The organism is Pseudomonas sp. FP1740, from assembly GCF_030687165.1.
GTDB lineage: Bacteria > Pseudomonadota > Gammaproteobacteria > Pseudomonadales > Pseudomonadaceae > Aquipseudomonas.
In genome coordinates this window covers 1,370,798-1,395,636 of record NZ_CP117461.1, presented here as the reverse complement: position 1 = coordinate 1,395,636, position 24,839 = coordinate 1,370,798, and the positions used below count along the sequence as shown (strand labels likewise).

The 24,839-nt window shown below is 59.6% G+C and carries 27 protein-coding genes; 18 read left to right on the top strand and 9 right to left on the bottom strand.

The window, feature by feature from the left end:
- Positions 1-43: 43 nt before the first annotated feature.
- Positions 44-502, top strand: a complete 459-nt coding sequence (locus PSH69_RS06030) for a CopD family protein (RefSeq protein ID WP_305411375.1) — start codon at positions 44-46, stop codon at positions 500-502.
- A gap of 43 nt (positions 503-545) precedes the next feature.
- Here PSH69_RS06030 and PSH69_RS06025 read toward each other — a convergent pair whose 3' ends face one another.
- The 4 genes from PSH69_RS06025 to PSH69_RS06010 form a co-directional block, all read right to left on the bottom strand.
- Positions 546-1,304 (bottom strand): collagen-like protein, encoded by a 759-nt coding sequence (locus tag PSH69_RS06025; RefSeq protein ID WP_305411374.1) that lies wholly within the window; start codon positions 1,302-1,304, stop codon positions 546-548.
- Complete coding sequence (locus PSH69_RS06020) at positions 1,297-1,575, bottom strand: DUF1145 domain-containing protein (RefSeq protein ID WP_305411373.1); 279 nt, start codon at positions 1,573-1,575, stop codon at positions 1,297-1,299. Before PSH69_RS06020 ends, PSH69_RS06025 begins: the two co-directional genes overlap by 8 nt.
- A 162-nt stretch (positions 1,576-1,737) precedes the next feature.
- Positions 1,738-2,457, bottom strand: coding sequence for an OmpA family protein (locus PSH69_RS06015; RefSeq protein WP_305411372.1), 720 nt, complete (start codon positions 2,455-2,457; stop codon positions 1,738-1,740).
- 90 nt (positions 2,458-2,547) lie between these two features.
- Positions 2,548-3,243: an OmpA family protein gene (locus tag PSH69_RS06010; RefSeq protein ID WP_305411371.1), complete on the bottom strand. Its 696-nt coding sequence runs from the start codon at positions 3,241-3,243 to the stop codon at positions 2,548-2,550.
- A 180-nt stretch (positions 3,244-3,423) separates the two neighbouring features.
- Between PSH69_RS06010 and PSH69_RS06005 the strand changes: the two genes are divergently transcribed.
- From PSH69_RS06005 to PSH69_RS05990, 4 genes are all read left to right on the top strand, one after another.
- Positions 3,424-3,921 carry a DUF6231 family protein gene (locus PSH69_RS06005; protein ID WP_018926922.1) on the top strand — a complete coding sequence of 166 codons (498 nt, stop codon included), beginning with the start codon at positions 3,424-3,426 and terminating at the stop codon, positions 3,919-3,921.
- Positions 3,922-3,925: 4 nt separating this feature from the next.
- The gene (locus PSH69_RS06000) at positions 3,926-4,402 is read left to right on the top strand and encodes a YchJ family protein (protein ID WP_305411370.1); all 477 of its coding nucleotides are present in this window, start codon (positions 3,926-3,928) and stop codon (positions 4,400-4,402) included.
- Positions 4,403-4,466: 64 nt separating this feature from the next.
- Positions 4,467-4,955: an LEA type 2 family protein gene (locus PSH69_RS05995; protein WP_305411369.1), complete on the top strand. Its 489-nt coding sequence runs from the start codon at positions 4,467-4,469 to the stop codon at positions 4,953-4,955.
- 5 nt (positions 4,956-4,960) lie between these two features.
- A complete protein-coding gene (locus PSH69_RS05990; RefSeq protein ID WP_007906737.1) occupies positions 4,961-5,170 on the top strand; it encodes an SEC-C metal-binding domain-containing protein in 210 nt (69 codons plus the stop codon).
- Positions 5,171-5,318: 148 nt separating this feature from the next.
- Here the strand turns inward: PSH69_RS05990 and PSH69_RS05985 are convergent, their stop codons facing one another.
- On the bottom strand, positions 5,319-5,870 hold the full coding sequence (locus PSH69_RS05985) for a cysteine hydrolase family protein (protein ID WP_305411368.1): 552 nt from the start codon (positions 5,868-5,870) through the stop codon (positions 5,319-5,321).
- A gap of 201 nt (positions 5,871-6,071) precedes the next feature.
- Here PSH69_RS05985 and PSH69_RS05980 point away from each other — a divergent pair, with 201 nt between their 5' ends.
- From PSH69_RS05980 to PSH69_RS05945, 8 genes are all read left to right on the top strand, one after another.
- The gene (locus PSH69_RS05980; protein ID WP_305411367.1) at positions 6,072-8,522 is read left to right on the top strand and encodes a penicillin acylase family protein; all 2,451 of its coding nucleotides are present in this window, start codon (positions 6,072-6,074) and stop codon (positions 8,520-8,522) included.
- A 165-nt stretch (positions 8,523-8,687) separates the two neighbouring features.
- Positions 8,688-9,719 (top strand): ligase-associated DNA damage response exonuclease, encoded by a 1,032-nt coding sequence (locus PSH69_RS05975; RefSeq protein ID WP_305411366.1) that lies wholly within the window; start codon positions 8,688-8,690, stop codon positions 9,717-9,719.
- Positions 9,716-11,404, top strand: a complete 1,689-nt coding sequence (locus PSH69_RS05970) for an ATP-dependent DNA ligase (RefSeq protein ID WP_305411365.1) — start codon at positions 9,716-9,718, stop codon at positions 11,402-11,404. The genes PSH69_RS05975 and PSH69_RS05970 overlap by 4 nt, the downstream gene beginning before the upstream one ends.
- A gap of 396 nt (positions 11,405-11,800) precedes the next feature.
- Entirely contained in the window at positions 11,801-12,583 is a 783-nt protein-coding gene (locus PSH69_RS05965; protein WP_305411364.1) for a transporter substrate-binding domain-containing protein, read from the top strand.
- 56 nt (positions 12,584-12,639) lie between these two features.
- Complete coding sequence (locus tag PSH69_RS05960; RefSeq protein WP_018926931.1) at positions 12,640-13,368, top strand: ABC transporter permease; 729 nt, start codon at positions 12,640-12,642, stop codon at positions 13,366-13,368.
- A complete protein-coding gene (locus PSH69_RS05955; protein ID WP_204125325.1) occupies positions 13,365-14,075 on the top strand; it encodes an ABC transporter permease in 711 nt (236 codons plus the stop codon). The genes PSH69_RS05960 and PSH69_RS05955 overlap by 4 nt, the downstream gene beginning before the upstream one ends.
- Positions 14,076-14,087: 12 nt before the next feature.
- On the top strand, positions 14,088-15,206 hold the full coding sequence (locus PSH69_RS05950; RefSeq protein WP_305411361.1) for a succinylglutamate desuccinylase/aspartoacylase family protein: 1,119 nt from the start codon (positions 14,088-14,090) through the stop codon (positions 15,204-15,206).
- Positions 15,207-15,219: 13 nt separating this feature from the next.
- Positions 15,220-15,984, top strand: coding sequence for an ABC transporter ATP-binding protein (locus PSH69_RS05945; protein ID WP_007940591.1), 765 nt, complete (start codon positions 15,220-15,222; stop codon positions 15,982-15,984).
- 52 nt (positions 15,985-16,036) lie between these two features.
- Here the strand turns inward: PSH69_RS05945 and PSH69_RS05940 are convergent, their stop codons facing one another.
- Together PSH69_RS05940 and dcd are read right to left on the bottom strand one after the other, a co-directional pair.
- On the bottom strand, positions 16,037-16,246 hold the full coding sequence (locus tag PSH69_RS05940) for a hypothetical protein (protein WP_019580966.1): 210 nt from the start codon (positions 16,244-16,246) through the stop codon (positions 16,037-16,039).
- Positions 16,247-16,353: 107 nt separating this feature from the next.
- Positions 16,354-16,920 carry a dCTP deaminase gene (gene dcd / locus PSH69_RS05935; RefSeq protein WP_007940589.1) on the bottom strand — a complete coding sequence of 189 codons (567 nt, stop codon included), beginning with the start codon at positions 16,918-16,920 and terminating at the stop codon, positions 16,354-16,356.
- 354 nt (positions 16,921-17,274) lie between these two features.
- Between dcd and PSH69_RS05930 the strand changes: the two genes are divergently transcribed.
- The gene (locus PSH69_RS05930; protein WP_002554837.1) at positions 17,275-17,484 is read left to right on the top strand and encodes a cold-shock protein; all 210 of its coding nucleotides are present in this window, start codon (positions 17,275-17,277) and stop codon (positions 17,482-17,484) included.
- 150 nt (positions 17,485-17,634) lie between these two features.
- On the opposite strand, the gene PSH69_RS05925 is transcribed toward PSH69_RS05930, so the two are convergent.
- A complete protein-coding gene (locus tag PSH69_RS05925) occupies positions 17,635-18,642 on the bottom strand; it encodes a DUF481 domain-containing protein (RefSeq protein ID WP_305411360.1) in 1,008 nt (335 codons plus the stop codon).
- Between the two features lie 139 nt (positions 18,643-18,781).
- On the opposite strand from PSH69_RS05925, the gene PSH69_RS05920 reads away from it, so the two are divergent.
- The 4 genes from PSH69_RS05920 to PSH69_RS05905 all read left to right on the top strand — a co-directional run bounded on the left by PSH69_RS05920 (position 18,782) and on the right by PSH69_RS05905 (position 23,592).
- A complete protein-coding gene (locus PSH69_RS05920; RefSeq protein ID WP_305411358.1) occupies positions 18,782-19,162 on the top strand; it encodes an MGMT family protein in 381 nt (126 codons plus the stop codon).
- Positions 19,163-19,206: 44 nt separating this feature from the next.
- Entirely contained in the window at positions 19,207-20,775 is a 1,569-nt protein-coding gene (locus PSH69_RS05915) for an AmpG family muropeptide MFS transporter (RefSeq protein WP_096479615.1), read from the top strand.
- A 130-nt stretch (positions 20,776-20,905) separates the two neighbouring features.
- A complete protein-coding gene (locus PSH69_RS05910; protein WP_305411357.1) occupies positions 20,906-22,621 on the top strand; it encodes a proline--tRNA ligase in 1,716 nt (571 codons plus the stop codon).
- Positions 22,622-22,638: 17 nt separating this feature from the next.
- Positions 22,639-23,592 carry a hypothetical protein gene (locus tag PSH69_RS05905; protein ID WP_305411356.1) on the top strand — a complete coding sequence of 318 codons (954 nt, stop codon included), beginning with the start codon at positions 22,639-22,641 and terminating at the stop codon, positions 23,590-23,592.
- Between the two features lie 97 nt (positions 23,593-23,689).
- Here the strand turns inward: PSH69_RS05905 and dinB are convergent, their stop codons facing one another.
- Positions 23,690-24,751 (bottom strand): DNA polymerase IV, encoded by a 1,062-nt coding sequence (gene dinB, locus PSH69_RS05900; protein ID WP_305411355.1) that lies wholly within the window; start codon positions 24,749-24,751, stop codon positions 23,690-23,692.
- Between the last annotated feature and the right edge of the window lie 88 nt (positions 24,752-24,839).

Here is a 24,839-nt window from a genome sequence, read left to right as displayed (position 1 = left end):
ATCATACCCCGCTAATTAATCCCGCGCAGAACGGAGTACCCCAATGACACCTTTTGGCATCGTTTATACCCTGCATGTCCTGGCCGCCCTGGTCTGGGTCGGCGGCATGTTTTTCGCCTGGATGGTCCTGCGTCCTGCGGCGTTGAAGGCGTTGGAAGGCCCTGCCCGATTGAAGCTGTGGGTGGAAGTGTTTCAAGGTTTTTTCCGCTGGGTCTGGGTCGCGGTGGTGCTTTTGCCGATCAGCGGCGTGGGCATGATTCATTTGCAGTTCACCGGGTTTGAAGCGGCACCGCGGTATGTGCAGGTGATGATGGGACTGTATGTGGTGATGACCGCGTTGTTTATCCGGATTCAGGCGCTGCTGCTGCCGGAACTGCGCACGGCGGTAGCGGCTCAGGATTGGCCGACGGGCGCGGCGACGCTGGGCAAGATTCGCCGGTTGGTGGGGATTAACCTGATGGTCGGGTTGGTGCTGGTGGCGATTGCTGCGGCTCGGCCGTGATCGTTCCCACGCAGAGCGTGGGAACAATCGTTCCAGAAACTGCTTACAACCGCTGAATGCTCACCGAACCTGCCGCCCCGGCAGGCCCAGGCTGGCCATCGGCACCGGGGCGACCGCTCTTGCCGCCATCGGCTTTATAGATAATGCAGCCCTTGGCCTTGCCGCCCGCTCCCGGTTTGCCACCCGGGCCGGCCGCGCCACCGACACCGCCCGCCACCTCGACCTTGATCTGCTGCGCCGGATAGTCACGCGGCACTTCCAGCCGAACCAGCGCCCCCGGCGCACCGGGTTGGCCGTCGCTGCCGTCACTGCCATCGGAGCCGCGACCGGCCTGGCCCCAGGTGCAACCCGGTGCTTGGCCGTTGGCCCCGTCAAGACCGACAAAACCCGGGGCGCCCGCGCCACCGCGAGCGTCTACCGACAATTGCGGCGCCTTCAGCGCTTTGATCTGCACATTCAGATTGCGCCCTGAGCGGGCAGCCTTGAGATACGTCCCGGGAGCGCCCCGTGCGGTGATCTGGCTGCCTTCGGCCAACTCGGCACGGTTGACCTTCAATTCCAGAGCCTGTTCGCTCGGCACAATGGCGATCCGCGCGTCGCGTCCCAGGTGCAGCTCACCGACCGTTACTTCAGTCACATTCGAGGGGATCAGCAAAGTGCCGTAATCGGCGACTTCCAGCCGTTCCAGTTGCAAGGAACTGGCCGTATTGGGCAAGCGCATCAGCGAATTGGTTTCGACACTCACCACTTGGGCGCAGGCCAATGGGCTGATGAGTGCGGCGAGCAGACAGAATTTACGCATGGGAAGCCTTCGCAGTGGCCGGGGCCGGAATGGTTTGCAGGTGGAAAACGCCGAAAAAAATAATCTTCAGGCGATCACGCCAGGGGTGGGCTCGACCTTTGAGGCTGCGATTGCAGAACACCAGCTCCAGAAGATGAGTCAGTGCCAACAGACTGCCGGCCAGGTTGACCAACAGATGCAGTGGATGAACAAACGGAATGAGCAGATTGACCAGCGCCACCAACCAGAACAGCAGGGTCAACAACTTCCCCAGCCCCCAAAACACCTTCATACGCTCCCCCGCCGAGAATTTTTATTTGCACGCACAGTAACGGCTTACACGCGGGATAAGCCAGAGGGCAGCAGAAAATTCTTCCGAAAGGCAGCGAATGGCCGCCGGATCAACCTTGACGGTCATCCGACGGCTCTATCACGGGCCTCTTGATCACGGAGCCTAGCGATTGATGTGCAACTCCACGCGACGGTTCTGCGCCCGCCCTTCTTCCGTGTCGTTGTCGGCCACCGGCTGGCTTTCACCCTTGCCTTCACTGGTGAGTTTGTTCGGCGCCAGGCCACGACTCAACAGGTAGGCCGCCACGCTGCTGGCACGCCGTTCCGACAATTTCTGGTTATAGGCGTCCGAACCCTGGCTGTCGGTATGGCCGACGACTTTGACGCTCACCACATCGGCGCTCTGCAATTTGGGCATCAGCGAATCCAGCTCACTGCGCGCGGCGGGCGTCAGCTCGGACTTGTTGTACGCGAACAACACGCTACTGCTCAGGGTGATGATTTCGGATTTCGCGGCTTCGGGTTCAGCCGGTTTCACACTGGCCGGGTACTGCGGCAGCGGGCAACCGCGATGATCGACAGGTGTATTGGCGGGCGTATCGGGGCAGCGATCCCGTCGATCGAAAACACCGTCACCGTCCTCGTCGCCATCCTGGGCGTAACAGACCAAGCCACCGGTCAAGATACCGAGCGCCGCTCCACCTGCCGCCCAACCGCCACTTTCGATCGCGCCCAAACCGCCGCCAACCAGTCCGCCAATGACACTGCAGATCGGCCAGGTTCGTTGATTCAAGGGGGCGGTGCCATCGCTGTGAGTCGCGCAGCCGGTCAGAAGACTGCCAAGCAGTAGAACCGGCAAGACGGTCCTTGTGAGAACGCTCATTGTGAATGCTCCTGTGTCACCGGCCCATACCGGTCACACAGGAGTAAAGACCCGCATCCGCGACTGCACAAGCCGCGGAATACAAGGGGGTTAGCGGTCGATTTTGATTTCCGTACGCCGGTTCAGCGCACGGCCGTCAGCGGTTTTGTTATCGGCCACCGGCTGGCTTTCACCGGCACCGGTCACAGACACGAAACTGCTGCGTGGCACGCCTTGGGAAATCAGGTATTCCACCACCGAATGGGCGCGTCTGTCCGACAGTTTCTGGTTGTATTTATCGCTGCCGACGCTGTCGGTATGCCCGGTGACGGTCAGCCTGGCGCTGGCGGGTTCCTGTTTCAGACGCGTGGCAACGGTATTGAGTACCTCTTTATCGGAAGGAGTGAGCGTGGCTGAGTCGAACTTGAAGTGAACATCACGGATAACGATGACCTCTTCCTTGACCACCGCCTTCTCTTCGACCACCGGCGCAGGCGCGGGTGGAGGGCAGCCGTCGGCATCGACTCGCACGCCTCTCGGTGTGTGCGGGCACTTGTCGCGGCTATCCGGCACGCCATCGCCGTCTTCGTCGCCATCGCCATGCACCCAGCAATAAGCCGCTGCCGTGCCGCCGACCAGCAGCGCGCCATACCCCGCCCATGAAGAGCTCTCTGTCGCACCGAGCCCTGCACCGACGACACCACCGACCGCCGCACAGGTCGGCCAGTCGGTTTTCTGCAAACCTGCGCAACCAGTCAACACACTGGTTAGCAGAACCAAAGGTAATGCTGTCCGAACTATGCTCATCTAGTTTTCTCCTGAGGGATCGGCTAATAACCGATTTCAAGGAGTAAAGACCGGACTTTTAATCTCCGCCAGCAATAGGCCATTGCTGTTTTGCCTTATGTTCACGGAAGATCGGCGCTTTTTTGCTTAAACACGCTCGACAAGACACGTTAATCTTGGCGTTCTGATTGAGGATCTTCGATGACTGCAAGTATTTCTTCGCGCACGCCCCAGCAGGCGTTGGCCGCTTTGCTTGATCGTTACGCCCCGACGCGTCTGTTGCTGATTGGCGCCAGTGAGTTCCCCGCGCTCGAGGCATTCAAACTCGCGCACCCGGACAGCATCGTGGCTTTTGCCGCACCCGGAGCATTGCCGGCCGAACTGGCGGCGCAGCGGTTTGATCTGGCGCTGGTGGTCGATTGCCTCGAACACTTGCCCAAGCGCGACGGCCTGAATCTGCTCGGCGGGATACGCAACCTCAATGCCAGTCGCATTGCGGTGCTTGCCGACTTGCCCGCCAGCGGTTGGCAGGAGACGGATTTTTTCTCCCTGGCCTTGCAAGCCAGCGAACGCTTCCAGCGCGACGATCAAGTGTTGACGTTGTTTACCTACGATCTGCTTGACTACAAACAGGTGCCCGACTGGCTCAACTCACGCTTCTGGGCCAATCCGGAAAACTTCGGGAAATACTGGTGGTAACGCAATGAGTACATCCATTTGCCCTTGCGGCAGCGGCACGCTGCTCGATGCCTGCTGCGGTCATTACCATGCCGGCCATCCGGCCCCTAGCGCCGAAGTCCTGATGCGTTCGCGCTACAGCGCCTATGTGCTGGGGCTGGTCGACTATCTGGTGGCCACCACCCTGCCCGCGCAGCAGGCCGGCCTGGATCGCCAGTCGATCAGCGACTGGAGCGCCCAAAGCACCTGGCTGGGCCTGGAAGTGGAAAGCGCCGAGGTCTTCGGCGGCCAGCCCGAGCACGCCTTCGTCACCTTCACCGCTCGCTGGCACGACGGCAGCGGCGAACACAGCCACCGCGAACGTTCGTCATTCGTGCAGAACGCCGGCCGTTGGTACTTCATCGACCCTACGGTGCCACTCAAGGCCGGGCGCAACGATGCGTGCCCGTGCGCCAGCGGGCAGAAGTTCAAGAAGTGTTGCGCGAGTTATTTCGGCGCTTGAGGGAGTCCTGTAGCAGCTGCCGAACGCAGGCTTCGCCAGCTGTTACAAAGGGAGAAACACGACCATGATCACCGGACGACACGCGCTCTATCTGTTCACTTTGCTGCTTCTGTTTTCAGGACTCGGCGGCTGCGCCTCGTGGTTCAGCAACGACCTGCCGGATCCACAAGTGCATCTGGTCAAGGTCGAGGTGGTCCGGGCCAAGTTGCTGGAGCAGAAATTCCTGCTGCATTTTCGTGTCGACAACCCCAACGACGAAGACCTGACAGTGCGTGCCCTGGAATATCGCATTCACCTGGGGGACATCCTGCTAACCGAAGGCGAGCACGAACATTGGTTCACCGTCGGCCCCAGGCACAGCGCCTACTTCAAGGTGCCGATCCGCACCAACCTGTGGCCCAGGGTTCGGGACGTGGTGAAACTGCTGAAAAAACCCGAGCAACCGATTCCCTATCGTCTGGAAGGAACGCTTGAAACCGGTTTATTCATCGCACACTACGTGCACCTGGCGCGCAATGGCGTGATAATCGCCGCCGATTTAATTCCGGAGTGACCCCGATGACCCAGCAACCCCACGTCCATGGCCCTGACTGCAACCACGATCATGACCATCACGACCACCATGATCACGACCATGGCCACGTTCACGGCCCGAACTGCGGCCACGCCCACCAGGAACCGGTGCGCAACGCTCTGAAAGACGTCGGCCGCAACGACCCTTGCCCCTGCGGCAACGGCAAGAAATTCAAGAAGTGCCACGGGGCTTGAGGCTTCGGGCGGATAATTTCTTCGCCTGTTGAATCGCCTTCACGAGCAAGCCCGCTCCCACATTTGAACTGCGTCAGCCACAAATTGTGCGTATAAAGCAGATCCAATGTGGAGCGGGCTTGCTCGCGAAGACGGACTGACAGTCACCTCATTTCAAGATCTGTACAGTGCTGACGACCGTCGCATATTCCCCATGCAGATTCCCCAGCGACATCGCATGCACTTCTTCAGCTGAATGGGCATTACCGAAAAAGTCCGCCTTGTCGAAGGTAAAGCACGCATCCTCCACAACCCACGCCTCAAACCCCAGGTTGCCAGCCGTTCGCGCCGTGGACTCCACCGAATTGTTGGTCGCCACGCCAACGATGATCAACTGATCGATCCCCGCCCCGCGCAAACTCGCTTCCAGCCCGGTCGAACAAAATGCATCCGGCACCTGCTTCTGAACCACTTGCTCGCCGCTCAAGGGTTGAAAGCGCTCCTGAAACTCCACTCCCGATTGCTGTGGCCAGAACACCGAATCCACAGAGCGGGACAGGTGCTGCACATGAATCACCGGTCGCCCGGTGCGACGCCAATGCCCCAATAACTCCAGGATGCGTTCTTCGGCCTGAGGGTTGTTTCGACGGCCCAACTTGGGATGCAGGATGCCTTTTTGTTGATCGATGATGATCAGCGCCGCGTTTGTCTTAAGCTCCATGCCGACTTTCCCCATGCGAGGTCATTGAATTTGCCGCACTTCAGCATCGCCTCTTGCTACTGGCAAGCCATCAAACGCAAACAGGACGACCTGATGCCGGCGATCACCGAAAAGAAATAACCCAGCCGCCGCTTGCGCGGCCACCTCCTGCTCACTAACGTAGCGCCTTTGTCGCGTCACTACCCCCGCAGGAGCTTTGCCATGGCCTCGCCAGCCCTTACACATTTTCTTCCCCGGTTCGGCGTTGCCGCAGCAGTGGCCGGTGTTTTGAGCCTGACCGGTTGTCAGACCTGGAACGCCCAGGACACCCTCCCGCCCACCTCCGGCGTGCAAGCGCTGAAGGGCCTGGCCCAGAACGTTTCGGTTCGCCGCAATGCCATGGGCATGCCGCTGATCGAGAGCAACAGCTTCCACGATGCGCTGTTCACCCTCGGCTACGTGCACGCCAGCGACCGCATCAGCCAAATGGTCACTCTGCGCCTGCTGGCCCAGGGCCGTCTGGCGGAGATGTCCGGCGCGGACCTGCTCGATGCCGACCGCTACATGCGTGCGGTCAACCTGAAGAAAAGCGCGGATGAGCTGTATAAGGCCTCGTCGCCACGTCTCAAGCGTTTCTTCGAAGTCTATGCCCGCGGGGTCAACGCCTACCTGTTCCGCTACCGCGACAAACTGCCTGCGGACATCGCGGCCACCGGCTACAAGCCTGAATACTGGAAACCGGAAGATTCGGCGCTGATTTTCTGCCTGCTGAACTTCAGCCAATCGGCGAACCTGCCGGAAGAGATTTCCTCGCTGCTGCTGGCCCAGACCGTCAGCACCGACAAGCTGGCGTGGCTGACACCTTCCGCCCCCGACGAAAAACTGCCAATGGCTGAAGCCGAAAAACTTCAGGGCATCAAACTCACCGGGCAAATCCCGGGGCTGAGCGAAATCAGCAAAGCCACTGGTCAACTGTCGGATCTGAATATGCTGGGCGCTACCTCCTCAAACAACTGGGCGATCGCCCCGCAACGCAGCCGCAGCGGTAAGAGCCTGCTGGCCAGCGACAGTCATGGACCGCTGGGCGTCCCGTCGTTGTTCAGTTACGTGCAGATTCGCGCACCGAAATACCAGGCCTCCGGCGTAACCATTGCCGGGTTACCGATGGTGCTCGCTGGTTTCAACGGCAAAGTGGCGTGGAGCATGACCACGGTCATGGGCGACAACCAGGACGTGTTCCTGGAAAAAATCAAACGCCAGGGCAATGGCCTTTCCTACGAAGTGGGCGGCAAATGGCAGCCGGCGATCGTGCGCAACGAAACCTATTTCGTCAAAGGCCAGCGACCGATTCGCGAAGCAGTGTACGAAACCCGCCATGGGCCACTGCTCAACAGCGCTCAGGGCACGGCACTGGCGAATGGTTTCGGCCTGGCCCTGCAGGCGCCGGACTTCACCGATGACAAAACCCTGGACGCCTTTTTCGACCTGTCCCGGGCGCAGAGTACCGAGAGAGCGTCGGACGCTAGCCGTGAAATCCGCGCCATCGCCCTGAATCTGGTGTTTGCCGATGCCAGCAATATCGGCTGGCAAGTCACCGGTCGCTACCCGAACCGTCGCGAAGGCGAAGGCTTGCTGCCGTCGCCGGGCTGGGAAGGTCGCTACGACTGGGACGGTTACGCCGACCCGATGCTCCATCCGTATGATCAGGACCCGGCGCAGGGCTGGCTCGGCACCGCCAACCAGCGGGTCATTCCCCATGGCTACGGCATGCAGCTGTCCAATTCCTGGGCGGCGCCGGAGCGCGGCGAACGCATGGCCGAACTGGCGGGCGTGGGCAAACACGACACCCGCAGCCTGATCGCCATGCAATACGACCAGACCACCACCTTCGCCGCCAAGCTGAAGAAGATGTTTGAAGCGCCGGGCATGGCCCAGCCACTCAAGCAGGCCATCGAAGCGTTGCCGGTGGCCGATCGCGGCAAGGCTCGCGAGGCGTATACCCGCTTGATGGCCTTCGACGGCAAACTCAGCCCGACCTCCGCCGACGCGGCGATTTACGAGCTGTTCCTGCAGGAAAGCACCAAACAGATTTTCCTCGATGAACTGGGCCCGGAAAGCAGCCCGGCGTGGAAAGCCTTTATCGCCAACGGCAAATTATCCTACGCGGCCCAGGCCGATCACCTGCTTGGGCGTGAGGACAGTCCGTTCTGGGATGACGTGCGCACCGCGCAGAAAGAAGACAAACCGGCGATCCTGGCCCGTAGCCTGGCGGCTGCGATCAGCGCGGGTGACAGCCAGTTGGGCGGCGATCACAAAGCCTGGCAGTGGGGCAAACTGCATCGCTACGAGTGGAAAAACGCCAACGGTCAGACCGTGCGTGGTCCGCTGGCGGCCGGCGGCGATCACACCACGCTCAACACCGCCTCGTTCGCCTGGGGTCAGGACTTCAACACCACGCAGGCCCCGGCCATGCGCTTTATTGTCGACTTCGGCCAGGCCGAACCGCTGATGGGCCAGAACGCTACCGGCCAATCCGGCAACCCGGCCAGCCCGCACTATCTCGACAGTGTCGATCCATGGCTCAAGGGTCAATACATGAGCCTGCCGATGCAGCCGCAGAACTTTGACAAGGTGTATGGCAAGACGCGATTGACGCTGACGCCTGGCAAGTAACATCAAAGGATCGCAGCCTGCGACAGCGCCTACAGGGGGTTCGCGCCCATCTGTAAACGCTGCCGCAGGCTGCGATCTTTTGTTATTAATCTCTGTGAAAATAAATAGAACTTCCCGTCTCGCGCGAACCTCCTAGCTAACAGGCCTCTCCATTCTGGTAACAATATGGACCTTGTTATCGCACGCCCTGAAGGTTTGTACTGCCCGCCCGGGGATTTCTATATCGACCCGTGGCACCCCGTCGAGCGTTCAGTCATCACCCACGCTCATAGCGACCATGCTCGCCGTGGCAACCAACACTATCTGGCGGCGGCACCCGGTGCGGGCATTCTGCGCGCGCAGCTGGGCCAGGACATCAACCTGCAAACGCTGCCCTATGGCGAGCAATTGCTGCACCATGGCGTAAAACTGAGTTTTCACCCCGCAGGCCACATGCTCGGCTCAGCCCAGGTGCGGTTGGAATGTGGCGGTGATGTCTGGGTCGCCTCCGGTGATTACAAAACAGAGCCCGACGGCACCTGTGCACCGTTCGAACCAGTGCGCTGTCACACCTTCATCACAGAATCGACGTTCGGCCTGCCGATTTACCGTTGGCAACTCCAGGCGCAGATCCTTGCCGATATCAATCAGTGGTGGCAGGCCAACGCCGCAGTCGATGAAACCAGCGTGCTGCTCTGTCATGCTTTCGGCAAGGCTCAGCGGATTCTTCATGGCCTCGATGCCAGCCTGGGCCCCATCCTGGTGCATGGCGCGGTTGAACCGATCAATCAGTTTTATCGTCAGAGCGGCATTCATTTACCGCCAACGATTTATGCCAGCGAAGTAAAAAAGCAGGACCCGATGATGCGCAAAGCTCTGGTCCTCGCGCCGCCTGCAACGGGTACCAGCAATTGGGTACGGCGCTTCGGCGACTACAGCGATGCCCTCGCCAGCGGTTGGATGCGTTTGCGCGGCACGCAGCGGCGGCATGGCGTAGATCGTGGTTTCGTGTTGTCCGATCACGCCGATTGGCCCGGCCTGCTCTGGGCCATCGAACAGTCCGGGGCCGAGCGGGTGAAGGTCACCCATGGATCGATCGGAGTGCTGGTACGGCATCTGCGCGAACAGGGCCTCGATGCCATGGGACTGCGCACCGAATACGGCGACGACGAGAACAACGCAGCCTTCGAACCCGAGAGCGCCGAGGTGCAGGCATGAAAGCCTTCGCCGAGCTGTATGCCGAACTCGATGCCACCACCTCAAGCAACGCCAAACTGGCGGCGATGCAGCATTACTTCGCCCAGGCCACGCCCGAAGATGCCGCCTGGGCGGTGTATTTGCTGGCCGGCGGGCGGCTTCGGCAATGGGTGCCGGTACGGGTGCTGCGCGACATGGCAATCGCGTGTTCCGGGCTCTCGCCCTGGTTGTTCGAGGAAAGCTACCAGGCGGTGGGTGATCTGGCGGAAACCATTTCGCTGGTTCTGCCCGAAACGCCTCACACGTCTACCGACAGACTGACGGTGTGGATTGAGGACAAACTGTTGCCACTGCGCAGCGCGCCCCCGCGGGTTCTCGCTGAACGCCTGCCCGCGCTGTGGGCGCAACTGGATCGCCGGGGCCTGATGCTGTGCATCAAACTGATCACCGGCAGTTTCCGTGTCGGTATCTCCAAATCGCTGGTCACCCGCGCCGTGGCAACTATGGCCGGGCTCGACAGCAAACGCGTGGCCCAGCGGCTGGTGGGTTACACCGACCCGTCGCACCGCCCGAACGCTGCCAGTTACCTGAAGCTGATTGCCCCCGAAGCACCCGATGAACACGCCCAACGGGGTGGCCAACCCTACCCCTTCTTCCTTGCCCATGCGTTGTCGCAACCGGTTGAGCAGTTCGAAGCCCTGCTCGGCCCGGCCAGCCAATGGCAAGTGGAGTGGAAATGGGACGGCATCCGCGCCCAAGTGGTCAAGCGCGATGGGCGCTTGTGGGTCTGGTCGCGAGGCGAAGAACTGGTGACCGAACGTTTCCCCGAACTGGGCAGCCTGGTTCACGACTTGCCCGACGGCACGGTGATCGACGGTGAAATCGTCGCCTGGATAACCGCGCCCTCGGGCTCTGGCAACGCTTGCGAGCGGCAATCGCCTGCATCGCTGGCGGTGCAGCCTTTCGCCCTGCTGCAAAAACGCAGCAGCCGTAACACGCTGGACAAGAAAATCCTCAATGAGGTGCCCGTGGTCATTCAGGCCTTTGACCTGCTCGAATGGCAGGGCCAGGATTTGCGCAACCAGACTCAGGCCATGCGCCGCACTCAGTTGGAACACCTCGTCACCACCTGCGCAAACCCGGTGTTACTTGCCTCGCCCATATTGATCGGCGAAGACTGGTTCGACCTCGCCCGCCAACGGGAAGCCTCCCGCAAACTGAAGGTCGAAGGGATGATGCTCAAGGCCCGCGATGCGCAGTATGGCGTCGGGCGGAACAAAGACACGGGCGTGTGGTGGAAATGGAAAGTCGACCCGTTCAGTGTCGATGCAGTGCTTATCCATGCGCAGCAGGGTCATGGCCGCCAGGCCAGTCTCTACACTGATTACACTTTCGCCGTGTGGGACGGCCCACCCCATGCCCGCGAGCGGACACTGGTGCCTTTCGCCAAGGCCTATTCCGGGTTGACCAACGAAGAAATCCGCCAGATCGACAGCATCATACGCAAGGCCACGGTGGAAAAATCCGGATCTGTGATCCGTGTGAAACCAAGCCTGGTGTTTGAGCTGGGATTCGAGAGCATTGCCCCGTCGAAACGGCACCCGAGCGGGATCGCAGTGCGGTTTCCGCGGATATTGCGCTGGCGGCAGGACAAGTCGGTGGAAGAAGCTGACAGCGTGGCGACGTTGCAGGATTTACTGGCTTGACCCGACTCTTGTGGCCCTGCCTTTGTAGCAGCTGGCGAAGCCTGCGTTCGTCTGCGCAGCAGTCGTGAATCCAGCTGATGCGGTCCGCCTGACGCACCGCCAGTTCTGATTTTGCGACCGCTGCCCAGCCGAACGCAGCCTCGCAGGCTCGACAGCTGCGACACAAATTACATCAAGACTTAATGGGTATGAGCTTCCCTGCGCACCATCCAGGCGCAAGAATCTGGCGATGCCCGTTTTCGTGCACAAATCGCGCTTTGCCATTTCCTGAATCATCTTTTAAAACGCTTGTTCGGGACTCTGGTTCGGAAATTGCTACTTTTAATAGGTCTTACGCTTTTCAGTAACAGTACTTCTGCGCCACAAGCGCTCATATTGGTTCTTAGGGATTGAATAATGAAAAAAGCATTGCTGACCCTTTCTGCACTGGCGTTGTGCATGGCTGCCGGCTCCGCGCTGGCAAAGGAATACAAAGAATTGCGTTTTGGTGTTGACCCTTCCTACGCGCCGTTCGAGTCCAAGGCAGCCGACGGCAGCCTGGTGGGCTTCGACATCGACCTGGGCAATGCAATCTGCGCCGAGCTGAAGGTCAAGTGCAAATGGGTCGAAAGCGATTTCGACGGCATGATTCCAGGCCTCAAGGCCAATAAATTCGATGGTGTGATCTCTTCGATGACCGTCACGCCGGCCCGCGAAAAAGTCATCGACTTCTCCAGTGAGCTGTTCTCCGGCCCTACCGCCTACGTGTTCAAGAAGGGCTCCGGCCTCACCACTGACGTCGCCACGCTGAAGGGTAAAACCGTCGGTTACGAGCAAGGCACCATTCAGGAAGCCTATGCCAAAGCCGTGCTGGACAAGGCCGGCGTGAAAACCCAGGCCTACGCCAACCAGGATCAGGTGTATTCCGACCTGACTTCCGGTCGTCTCGACGCCGCGATCCAGGACATGCTGCAAGCCGAACTAGGCTTCCTGAAGTCGCCAAAAGGTGCCGATTACGAAGTCAGCAAGCCTGTCGACAGCGAATTGCTGCCGGCCAAAACTGCGATTGGTATCTCAAAAGGTAACAAAGAACTGAAAGCGCTTCTGGATAAAGGTATCAAAGCGTTACATGACGATGGCACCTACGCCACCATTCAGAAGAAACACTTTGGCGATCTGAATCTGTACAGCGGCAAGTAATGCCCGGCGCCCATCTCGCGATGGGCGCTTTTTTCACCCGATCAGGTTGCTGATTTATGTTTGAAAACCTATTACAAAACCTGGGGCTCTCAGCCTTCAGCCTTCAGGGCTTCGGTCCGTTGCTGTTGGAAGGCACTTGGATGACCATCAAATTATCGGTGTTGTCGCTGTTGGTGGCCGTGTTGCTCGGCCTGCTGGGCGCCAGTGCCAAGCTGTCAAAAGTCAAACTGCTGCGCGTGCCGGCGCAGATCTACACCACGCTGATTCGCGGGGTACCGGACCTGGTACTGATGCTGCTGATCTTCTACAGCCTGCAAACCTGGCTGACCTCGTTAACCGATCTCATGGAATGGGAATACATCGAGATCAACCCGTTCAGCGCCGGGGTCATCACCCTGGGCTTCATTTATGGCGCGTACTTCACCGAAACGTTCCGCGGGGCGATCCTCGCCGTGCCACGGGGCCAGGTCGAAGCCGCCACCGCCTACGGCCTCAAACGTGGCCAGCGTTTCCGTTTCGTGGTGTTCCCGCAAATGATGCGCTTCGCCCTGCCGGGCATTGGCAACAACTGGATGGTGATGCTCAAGGCCACCGCGCTGGTCTCGATCATCGGCCTCGCCGACCTGGTCAAGGCTGCGCAGGACGCCGGTAAAAGCACCTATCAACTGTTCTATTTCCTGGTGCTGGCAGCATTGATCTATTTGCTGATCACCAGTGCCTCCAACGTTGTCCTGCGCTGGCTCGAACGCCGCTACGCCGCCGGTGCCCGGGAGGCCGTACGATGATCGAACTTTTGCAGGAATACTGGAAACCCTTCCTTTATACCGACGGCTACAACATCACCGGCCTGGCCATGACCATGTGGCTGCTCAGTGCGTCGATCTTCATCGGCTTTCTGGTGTCGATCCCGCTGTCCATTGCTCGGGTTTCCCCCAAGCTCTACCTGCGCTGGCCGGTGCAGTTCTACACCTATCTGTTTCGCGGTACGCCGCTCTATATTCAGCTGCTGATCTGTTACACCGGCATCTACAGCCTGGCGGCCGTGCGCGCGCAGCCTGTCCTCGATGCGTTCTTTCGGGATGCGATGAACTGCACGATCCTGGCCTTTGCCCTGAACACCTGCGCCTACACCACGGAAATCTTCGCCGGGGCGATTCGCAGCATGGCTCACGGCGAAGTCGAGGCGGCCAAGGCCTACGGTCTGTCAGGCTGGAAGCTCTATGCCTACATCATCATGCCGTCGGCGCTGCGTCGCTCGTTGCCTTACTACAGCAACGAAGTGATCCTGATGCTGCACTCGACCACCGTGGCGTTCACCGCGACCATCCCGGATGTCCTGAAAGTCGCTCGCGACGCCAACTCCGCGACCTTCCTGACCTTCCAGTCGTTCGGCATCGCCGCGCTGATCTACCTGACCGTTACCTTTGCGCTGGTCGGCCTGTTCCGCCTCGCCGAACGCCGATGGCTGGCCTTCCTCGGGCCGACTCACTAGGACAATTCGTACATGCGCCACCAGATTCATGACCTGCTGGCCCCACTGCCGGGGACCGTGCGACAGATCCACAGCTTTCACTTCGGCCCCCAGGCGGCCAAAGGCAAGATCTACATCCAGTCCTCCCTGCATGCCGATGAACTGCCCGGCATGCTGGTGGCCTGGCACCTCAAACAGCGTCTGGCGGAGCTGGAAGCCGCCGGCCGGCTGCGCAGCGAAATCGTGCTGGTACCCGTGGCCAACCCGGTTGGCCTGGAACAAGTGTTGATGGACGTTCCATTGGGCCGCTACGAGCTGGAAAGCGGGCAAAACTTCAATCGCTGGTTCGTCGACTTGAGTGAAGAAGTCGGCAACGAGATCGAAGGCCTGCTGGGCGACGATCCACAACGCAACCTCGAACTGATCCGCAGCAGCCTGCGCGACGTATTGGCGCGCCATACCGCCAGCACGCAACTGCAATCCCAACGCCTGACCCTGCAACGACTGGCTTGCGATGCGGACATGGTGCTGGACCTGCATTGCGATTTCGAAGCCGTCGCGCACCTCTACACCACGCCCGAGGCCTGGCCTCAGGTCGAGCCGCTGGCGCGTTACATCGGTGCCGAAGCCAGCCTGTTGGCCACCGACTCTGGCGGCCAGTCATTCGATGAATGCTTCACCCTGCTCTGGTGGCAGTTGAAAGAACGCTTCGGCGAGCATTTCGATATTCCGCTGGGCAGCTTTTCGGTCACCGTCGAATTGCGCGGTCAGGGCGACGTTAATCACCCGTTGGCCAGCCTCGATTGCCAAGCGCTGATCGATTATCTGATTCACTTCGGCGCGATTGCCGGTGAGCCGGCGCCCTTACCGGAACTGCCCTACCCGGCCACGCCGCTGGCCGGCGTCGAACCGGTCGCGACACCCGTGGGCGGACTGCTGGTGTTTACAGTCCTGCCCGGGGAATACCTGGAGGCCGGGCAACTGATCGCCGAAGTCATCGACCCGATCAATGATCGCGTCACCCCTGTTCATTGCACCGTCGCCGGGCTGATGTACGCCCGTTCGCTGCGGCGCATGGCCACTGCCGGCATGGTAATCGCCCACGTCGCGGGCACCGAAGCCTATCGCAGCGGCTATCTACTTTCGCCTTGAGGATGCATGCCCCATGTACAAACTGACCATCGAAGGCCTGCATAAAAGCTATGGCGATCATCAGGTGCTCAAAGGCGTTTCGCTCAAGGCCAAAACCGGCGACGTTATCAGCCTGATCGGCGCCAGCGGCTCGGGCAAAAGCACCTTTTTGCGCTGCATCAACTTTCTAGAGCAACCCAACGACGGCACCATGAGCATGGACGGCCAGAACATCCGCATGGCCAAGGACCGTCACGGCATCCATGTGGCCGACCCCGATGAGCTGCAACGGATCCGCACCCGCCTGGCCATGGTGTTCCAGCACTTCAACCTGTGGAGCCACATGACGGTGCTGGAAAACATCACCATGGCTCCGCGGCGGGTGCTCGGTTGCAGCAAGGCAGAAGCCGAGGACCGTGCCCGACGTTACCTCGACAAGGTTGGCCTGGCGCCCCGTGTGGCGGATCAGTACCCGGCGTTCCTGTCGGGCGGTCAGCAACAACGGGTAGCCATTGCCCGTGCGCTGGCCATGGAACCTGAAGTCATGCTGTTCGACGAACCAACCTCAGCACTCGACCCGGAACTGGTGGGCGAAGTGCTCAAGGTAATTCAGGGCCTGGCCGAGGAAGGCCGGACCATGATCATGGTCACCCATGAAATGAGCTTCGCCCGCAAAGTGTCCAGCCAGGTGCTGTTCCTGCATCAGGGGCTGGTGGAAGAAGAAGGCGCGCCGGAAGACGTGCTGGGCAATCCGAAGAGTGAGCGGTTGAAACAGTTCTTGAGCGGCAACCTCAAGTAAAACGCCACCTTCCCGTGGGAGCGAGCGATGCTCGCTCCCACAAAAGCGGGTATCAGACCACAGGCGCGGGAGGTGGCTCATCCGGCAGGGTGGGCTCTCCGGGTTCTGTCGGATCTTCATTGGGGGTGTCGGGATCAGGCTGATGGGGGATGCCCCCTGCCATGCTGACTGGCGGATGCGCCAACAAGGACCAGGCCAGCACACCAACCTGATTGGGCTCGAGCCTTGCCAGTTCGGCACTTATTCGCGGATCGATCTTCATGAAGCACTCCTGAGCGATGGCCCGATCCGCCTTGCGCGAATCGGAGCAGTACACCCCATAGAGTGTACGCCCGCCCAGGAATTCCAACGGTTTGTCAGACGGTTGACTCAGGTACGCGGCAGGGTCACGCCACGCTGGCCCTGATACTTGCCACCACGGTCCTTGTAGGACACTTCACATTCCTCGTCGGACTCGAGGAACAGCATCTGCGCCACGCCTTCGTTGGCGTAGATCTTCGCCGGCAGGTTGGTGGTGTTCGAGAACTCCAGGGTCACATGGCCTTCCCACTCGGGCTCGAGCGGGGTCACGTTGACGATGATGCCGCAGCGGGCGTAGGTGCTCTTGCCCAGACAGATGGTCAATACATTGCGCGGAATGCGGAAGTATTCGACGGTACTGGCCAGGGCGAAGGAGTTTGGCGGGATGATGCACACGTCGCTGTGGATGTCGACGAAGCTGCCAGCGTCGAAGTTTTTCGGATCGACGATGGCCGAATTAATGTTGGTGAACACCTTGAAATGATTGGTGCAACGCACATCGTACCCGTAGCTCGACACACCGTAGGAGATCACACGACTGTCGTCACTGCCGCGCATCTGACGTTCCACGAAGGGCTCGATCATGCCGTGCTCTTGCGCCATGCGGCGAATCCACTTGTCCGATTTGATGCTCATGGCGGGTGTCCTGAATAGCGAGGTGGAAAAATTCTGTCCGGCATCTTACCGGGCAGGCGCTCCGGGTTCAAAGTCCGGGAGACAATTCTCGCCGACCCCCCATGAATTCCGGGGCCTCACCCCCATGTTATGAACCGTCAGTCATTAAAAAAGAGAAACCTTCGCAAGAACCATTGGCACGTTCCGGAAAAAGGGTTAAGGTGGCGCCACTGTGCTGCTTGTGTCACTGAGAATCTCTACACGATATGTTGAATTTCGATCCAACCATCTACAAGAATTTTTCCTGCTCTTTGCACTCAGTCTCGGCCAGGGTTCTTCCTGAGTCGCAGTTATCTTTGTTCAAGGAGTTACACCATGTCTAATCGCCAAACCGGTACCGTTAAGTGGTTCAACGATGAAAAAGGCTTCGGCTTCATCACCCCACAATCCGGTGACGACCTGTTCGTTCACTTCAAAGCTATCCAATCCGACGGCTTCAAAAGCCTGAAAGAAGGCCAACAGGTTTCTTTCATCGCTACCCGCGGTCAGAAAGGCATGCAAGCTGAAGAAGTTCAAGTTATCTAACTTGTACTTGCTTTAGTAAAAGGCCCCGCCCTTAAAAGCGGGGCTTTTTTGTGCCTGTATGTTTTGTGTGGCAACAAAAAATCGCAGCCTTCGGCGGCACCCACAAGTGCAGAGTTGCCGAAGGCTGCGATCTTTTGATCTTCCAGCGTGTTACCAGGCCACGCCAAACCCTGCGGTGTATCGGGTCTTGCTCAGGTCAGCCTTCTCACTGCCGCTGATGATGTCTCTTTCGGCCTTCAGGTTCAGCGACGCCCAATCGGTGACCTTGTAGCGCAGGCCGACCTCGGCGTCGAGGGCGTAATCCGCCACATCCGACAAAGGCTTGCCCACTTCACCGCTGGTGAAGAACTCAACCTTCTTGCCAACCAGATAACGGTTGTAGTCCCACTTCATCGCCAAGGAATAGAAGTTTTCCTTGCTGCCATTGGAATACTCGTAATCCGTGTTGTTCAGGAGGGAGCCCAAGGAGAAGGCGCCCAGCTCATTATCCCAGAATTGATAACCGGGGCCGGTACCAACGGTGCGTTGCCGGGACAGCTCTTCGACCTTGTCGCGCTTGTAATTCAAACGACCTTGCCAGAACCAGTTATCGGTAAGGAACCGGTCGAGAGAATACTCGGCACGCCAGTTATCAGTGGTGACCACGTCATCCTGGAACTCGCGGTTGTACTCACCTTCCGCCGTATGACGCCACCGACCATGGCGCGCACTGGTTTTGAAGCCGACATCATAATCATCGGTATCTTTTTCGGCCCGCCGATAATCCAGGGCCATGTCGACATTACCCTTCCACACCAAATCCTCGACCACTGGCTTGGGCTTGAGCATCTGCTGAATACTGGCCAACTCCACAGTCTTGGGGCCATCGCCGTTGGCCAGGGTGACCTTGCCGTCCTCCGCCGCATGCAGCGACTTGGCCTTCTCGCCAGTGTAAGCATCCTGTTTGACCAACATTTGCTGATCGCTTTCCAGGGTTTTGACCTCTTTCCAGTCAATCGGAACCGCACCGGCATACGGGGTCTGGATCAACAGCTTGCCGCCATCGAAGAGCGTAATCTTGCCGCTCAGCTTGTCACCGTTCTTCAACCAGACCGTATCGGCGAGCAAAGGAGTGGAGGCACTGACGACAGCGAGGCACAGCAAGGTTCTGGGCAACATAAGCGAATCAAAAGCTCAACTTTGCGAAAAAAAAATCGGCATTATTCTTGGAAATAAGGCCCTGGCAAGGACTGACCCGGCTATTTCTATTGAGTTCATTTCTCAACTGACAATCCAGGATTTACTCTACAGACGGTCAATGCGTATTTTTTTCAGGAACCCGGACGTGACCGACTCAACCACTGAAACCGAAAGCGCAGCGCAAATCCGACGCACGGCGCTCTACCTGACCCTGGCACAAGTGCCCGAGGGCAAAGTCGTGAGTTACGGCCAGCTCGCCGAGCTGGCGGGACTGGGTCGCGCCGCCCGCTGGGTCGGGCGAACATTGAGTCAACTGCCCGGTGACACTAAATTGCCCTGGCATCGTGTGCTGGGTGCCGGTGGTCGGATCAGCCTGCCCGCAGGCAGCCCTTCGGGGGATGAACAGCGGGCCCGATTGCGCATGGAAGGCATCAGCGTTCTGAACAATCGTGTTGATATTCAGCGCCATGGCTGGCGCCCGGTAGAGCACAGCGGTTAGAGTGCGCGCTTTGTTTCCGTAATTCTTGAGGCAGACTCCAGCCCATGCCCCGTAAAACCTGGCGCGCCGCGCTCGCCGCCTATGCCAGCCCCTCGACGCTCGTGCTGTTGCTGCTTGGTTTCGCCGCCGGCCTGCCCTACATGCTGGTGTTTTCGACGCTTTCAGTCTGGCTGCGCGAGGCCGGTGTTGCCCGCGAAACCATCGGCTATGCAAGCCTGATCGGCCTGGCCTACGCCTTTAAATGGGTCTGGTCCCCGCTGCTCGACCAGTGGCGCCTCCCCCTGCTCGGCAAGCTTGGCCGACGACGCTCCTGGCTGGTGCTGGCCCAGGCACTGGTAATCCTCGGCCTGATCGGCATGGGTTTCTGCGACCCGCAAAAACACCTGTCCTGGCTGATCGCCATCGCTGTGGTAGTCGCCTTTGCTTCGGCAACGCAAGACATTGCCATCGACGCCTATCGCCTGGAAATCGTCGACGATACCCGCCAGGCTGCACTGGCGGCCAGCTACATGGCCGGTTATCGGGTCGCGGCCCTGCTGGCAACGGCGGGCGCGCTGTTTTTTGCCGAAGGCTTCGGCTCCACCGGTTTCAACTACAAGCATGCGGCGTGGACTGGCACCTATCTGCTGTTCGGCATCTTGATGATCCCGGCGCTGCTGACCTCCCTCTTCATGCGCGAACCGCCGGTGCCACTGCGCACTCAGCTTCAGGCCGGACGCTACAGCTTCGTGCACCAACTGGCGTCAGTGTTCGTGCTGATCGTACTGCTGGTGTCCGTACCGGCCATGTTCACCCAGTTCTACAACACCGACTTCGCCAGCGTGCTATTCAACGGTGTCAGCCTGCTCGACCTGTTGCTCGAAGACCGCGCATTCCTGCGGGCAATCCTCTATACCACGCTCACCGCCCTGTGCTTGTCGGCCATGGGCCGCCGTGGCCTGGCGCCGGTGCTGACGCCGGTCAACGACTTCATTCTGCGTTACCGCTGGCAAGCCCTGCTGCTGCTTGGGCTGATCGCCACCTACCGGATGTCCGATACGGTCATGGGCGTGATGGCCAACGTGTTCTACATCGACCAAGGGTTCACCAAGGATCAGATTGCCAGTGTCAGCAAGATTTTCGGCCTGATCATGACATTGGTCGGCGCCGGCATGGGCGGCTTGCTGATCGTGCGCTTCGGCATTCTGCCCATTCTGTTCATCGGCGGTGCCGCATCGGCGGCCACTAACCTGCTGTTCCTGATGCTCACGGACATGGGCGCCAATCTGCAGATGCTGATCGTCACCATTTCCCTGGACAACTTCAGCTCGGGCCTGGCGACTTCGGCGTTCGTCGCTTACCTGTCGAGCCTGACCAACCTCAAATTCTCCGCGACCCAGTACGCCCTGCTCAGCTCGATCATGCTCTTGTTGCCTCGCCTGATCGGCGGCTATTCAGGGGTCATGGTGGAAAAATTCGGCTACCACAACTTCTTCCTGATCACTGCCCTGCTGGGCGTTCCGACGCTGCTGTTGATCGCCCTGCACTGGTTCCAGGAAAACCGCCGTGCCGGTCCGACCCCGACGCCTGAACCGGCTCAGACTCCGGTCACGGAAGAATCGCAGCCTCTTTGATACAGGTCGCAGAGGGCGAGCAGATTCTCGCCCTCCAGCCACACAGCCGGCCGCACGCCTGTACGCCAGCAGATCTCGCCCGTACAATGCCCCATTACTTCTCGTTATCAGCAACCGACAACGGCCAACCATGCGCACCAGTCAATTTTTGCTCGCCACACAGAAAGAAACGCCTTCCGACGCGGTCGTCATCAGCCATCAGCTGATGCTGCGCGCCGGCATGATCCGCAAACTCGCCTCGGGCCTGTACACCTGGCTGCCGATGGGCTTGCGAGTGATGCGCAAGGTCGAAGCCATCGTGCGTGAAGAAATGAACGCCGCCGGTTCTCTCGAAGTGTTGATGCCGAGCACTCAACCGGCTGAGCTGTGGCAGGAATCGGGTCGCTGGGAAGAATACGGCCCTGAATTGCTGCGCTTCAAGGATCGCCACGGTCGCGACTTCTGCGCCGGCCCGACTCACGAAGAGGTCATCACCGACCTGATGCGCAACGAGTTGAGCAGCTACAAACAGCTGCCGATCAACCTGTATCAGATCCAGACCAAATTCCGTGACGAAATCCGCCCACGCTTCGGTTTGATGCGTGGCCGCGAATTCATCATGAAGGACGCCTACTCGTTCCATGCCGACCAGGCATCGCTGCAGGTCACCTACGACCGCATGCACCAGGCGTACTGCAACGTGTTCACCCGCCTGGGCCTGAAATTCCGTCCGGTTGAAGCCGACAACGGCTCCATCGGTGGCGCCGGTTCCCACGAGTTCCACGTACTGGCCGAGTCCGGCGAAGACGACATCGTCTTCAGCAACGGTTCCGACTACGCCGCGAACATCGAGAAAGCCGAAGCCGTACCGCGGGAAACCTCTCGTCCACTGCCTGCCGAAGAGCTGCGTCTGGTCGACACGCCGAACGCCAAGACCATTGCGCAACTGGTCGAAAGCTTCAACCTGCCGATCGAAAAAACCATCAAGACCCTGGTGGTGCACGCTGAAGAGAAAGGCAAGCTGATTGCCCTGATCATCCGTGGCGACCACGAGCTGAACGAAATCAAGGCCGCCAACCAGCCTGGCGTTGCCAGCCCGCTGGTCATGGCTTCCGAAGCCGAACTGCGCGACGCCATTGGCGCCGGCGCCGGCTCTCTTGGCCCGCTGAACCTGCCGCTGCCAATCATCATCGACCGTTCCGTCGCGCTGATGAGCGACTTCGGCATCGGTGCCAACATCGACGACAAGCACTACTTTGGCGTGAACTGGGAGCGCGATCTGCCGGTTCCGACCGTTGCCGACCTGCGCAACGTTGTCTCCGGCGACCCAAGCCCTGACGGCAAAGGCACTCTGGAAATCAAGCGCGGCATCGAAGTCGGGCATATCTTCCAGCTGGGCAACAAGTACAGCAAAGCGATGAAGTGCGAAGTGCTGGGCGAGAACGGCAAACCGGTCACCCTGGAAATGGGCTGCTACGGCATTGGTGTATCCCGCGTAGTAGCTGCCGCCATCGAACAGAACAACGACGAGAACGGGATCATCTGGAGCGACGCTCTGGCCCCGTTCCAGATTGCTCTGGTACCGCTGCGCTACGAAACCGAACAGGTTCGCGAAGCCACCGACAAGCTCTACGCAGAACTGACTGCCGCCGGCTTCGACGTGCTGCTGGACGACCGCGACAAGAAAACCAGCCCGGGCATCAAGTTCGCGGACATGGAGCTGATCGGCATTCCACACCGGATCGTGGTCAGTGACCGCGGCCTCGCCGACGGCAATCTGGAATACAAGAGCCGTACCGAAGCCGAGGCGCAAGCGCTGCCGGTTGCTGACGTGCTGTCTTTCCTCCAGGCCCGTATCCGCCGCTGACACCAGATAGAGACGTCATGTTCAAGCGAAACACCTTAGGCCTCGGTGGTGCCGCCCTGTGCGGCACCCTGCTGGTCAGCGGCTGTGCCAATCACATGTCACAACGCAGCGAGCACGAAGAGCGGGTCGAGCGTAAGTTGCTCGATCACAGCCTGCAGATCGATGTCGGCGAGCCCAAAGTGCTGGAGCTGCCGCAACGCCGGGTGAAAATCCACGAGCAGAAGACCTTCGAAGTCACCGAGTTCGAAGTCACACGCCACTATGACCGCTACACGCCTTACCAACCCTGGAGGGAGATCTATGAGATCCCGCTGGGGGCGGTGGCCGTAGTGGCCGGCGTCGGTGCGAACGTGGTCAACGTGTTCGCCCTCGGTAATCTGCCGGACAGCGTGACGAAGGATTGGCTCAGCTATGGTTTTGCCGGGCTCAACCCGTTCATGAACGTGCAGTCTCACGGTCGCGCGCAGCAGAACCTGGCGGGCATCGACGAAGTACAGCGTGACAAGCGCACGGAATACTCGAGCCTGCCCTGGAGCGAGCGTCCGGTGCAGGTCAAGGCCGGCAAGAATACATTCGAGCTGAGCACCGACCGCAACGGTGTGTTGCGCCTGAACCTGCTGGACAGCCCGTTCGCCGAACATGACCTCAATCATCTGGGCAAGCTGCAGATCAGTGTCGAGGACAACAAGGACGATGTGCACACCGACTCGTCCCTGGCGATCAGCAACAACTTGCGCGGCAAGCTGCTCGAAGCCCATGGGCTGATTTACGACGACCTCGAAGACGACGAAGTGAGCCAGTGGGTGCACCGGGTCAAACGTCTGTCGGAACTGGGTCTGGAAGAAGAAGCCAGCGAACTGGAACAGAGCCTGATCGAACTGACCCGCAACGATCCCGAGTTGCAGGCTGAGTTCCTCAAGTCACTGACCAAGGATGCCGGGCGACTGGTGGCGGATCCGGGGCCGAATTAAGGCCTATTAAAAGATCGCAGCCTTCGGCGGCTCCTACATTGGATGGAGTACACCCTGCAGGAGCTGCCGAAGGCTGCGATCTTTTGACTTTAAAATCTCACCGCTCAAACAACTCCAACTGCTCGAACCCGCCCCGCAAATCCTCCAGCCTCACCCCAATCCCCAACAACCGCACCGGTTTCCCGCCGCGATTGAAGGCCTGGGTCAGCAACAGCTGATAACTCCCCAGATCCCGCCCTGCCCCGGCCTGCTCCAACGTAGTCTGGGTAAAATCGTGGAATTTCACTTTGACGAACGGTTTGCCCGGGCGATAGCTGCTGTCGATCCGCGCCATTCGGCCATTCAGGGACTCCAGCAGCTCGGGCAATTTATCCAGACAACTCACCAGATCCGGCAGGTCCACGTCGTAGGTGTTTTCAACGCTGATCGACTGCCGACGACTGTCGTTGTGCACCAACCGCTCATCGATTCCACGGGCCAGGCTCCAGAGTCGCTCGCCGAAGCTGCCGAATTCGCGCACCAGCGCCAATTTGCTCCACTCGCGTAATTGCAGGCAATCGACGATGCCGAGCTTGCCCAGCTTGTCGGCGGTCACTTTGCCAACGCCGTGCAACTTGCTCACCGGCAAGCCGCTGACAAAGTCGTCCACCTGATCGGGCGTGATCACGAACAAGCCATTGGGCTTCTTCCAGTCGCTGGCGATCTTGGCAAGAAACTTGTTCGGCGCCACGCCGGCCGACACGGTGATGTGCAACTGATTGGACACCCGGCGACGAATGTCCTGGGCGATTCGCGTGGCGCTGCCGCCAAAATGCGCACTCTCCGACACGTCGAGGTAAGCCTCGTCCAGGGAAAGTGGCTCGATCAGGTCGGTGTAATCGCGAAAGATCGTATGAATTTCCTTCGACGCTTCTCTATAAGCCTCCATGCGCGGCTTGACGATGGTCAGGTCCGGACACAGTTTCAAGGCATGTCCGGAAGACATGGCCGAGCGCACGCCATACGCCCGCGCTTCATAGTTACAGGTAGCAATCACCCCACGCCGATCCGCCGAGCCGCCCACCGCCAAGGGCCTACCGGCCAGGCGCGGGTCGTCACGCATCTCGATGGCGGCATAGAAGCAGTCACAATCGACGTGGATGATTTTTCGCTGCGTCATATAAAAGCGGTGTTCATGGCGAAGAAATGAAGTATCGGCGTGTCGTAGCGGCAGTATCTCACTGACACCTGTATATAGCACCAGTAGT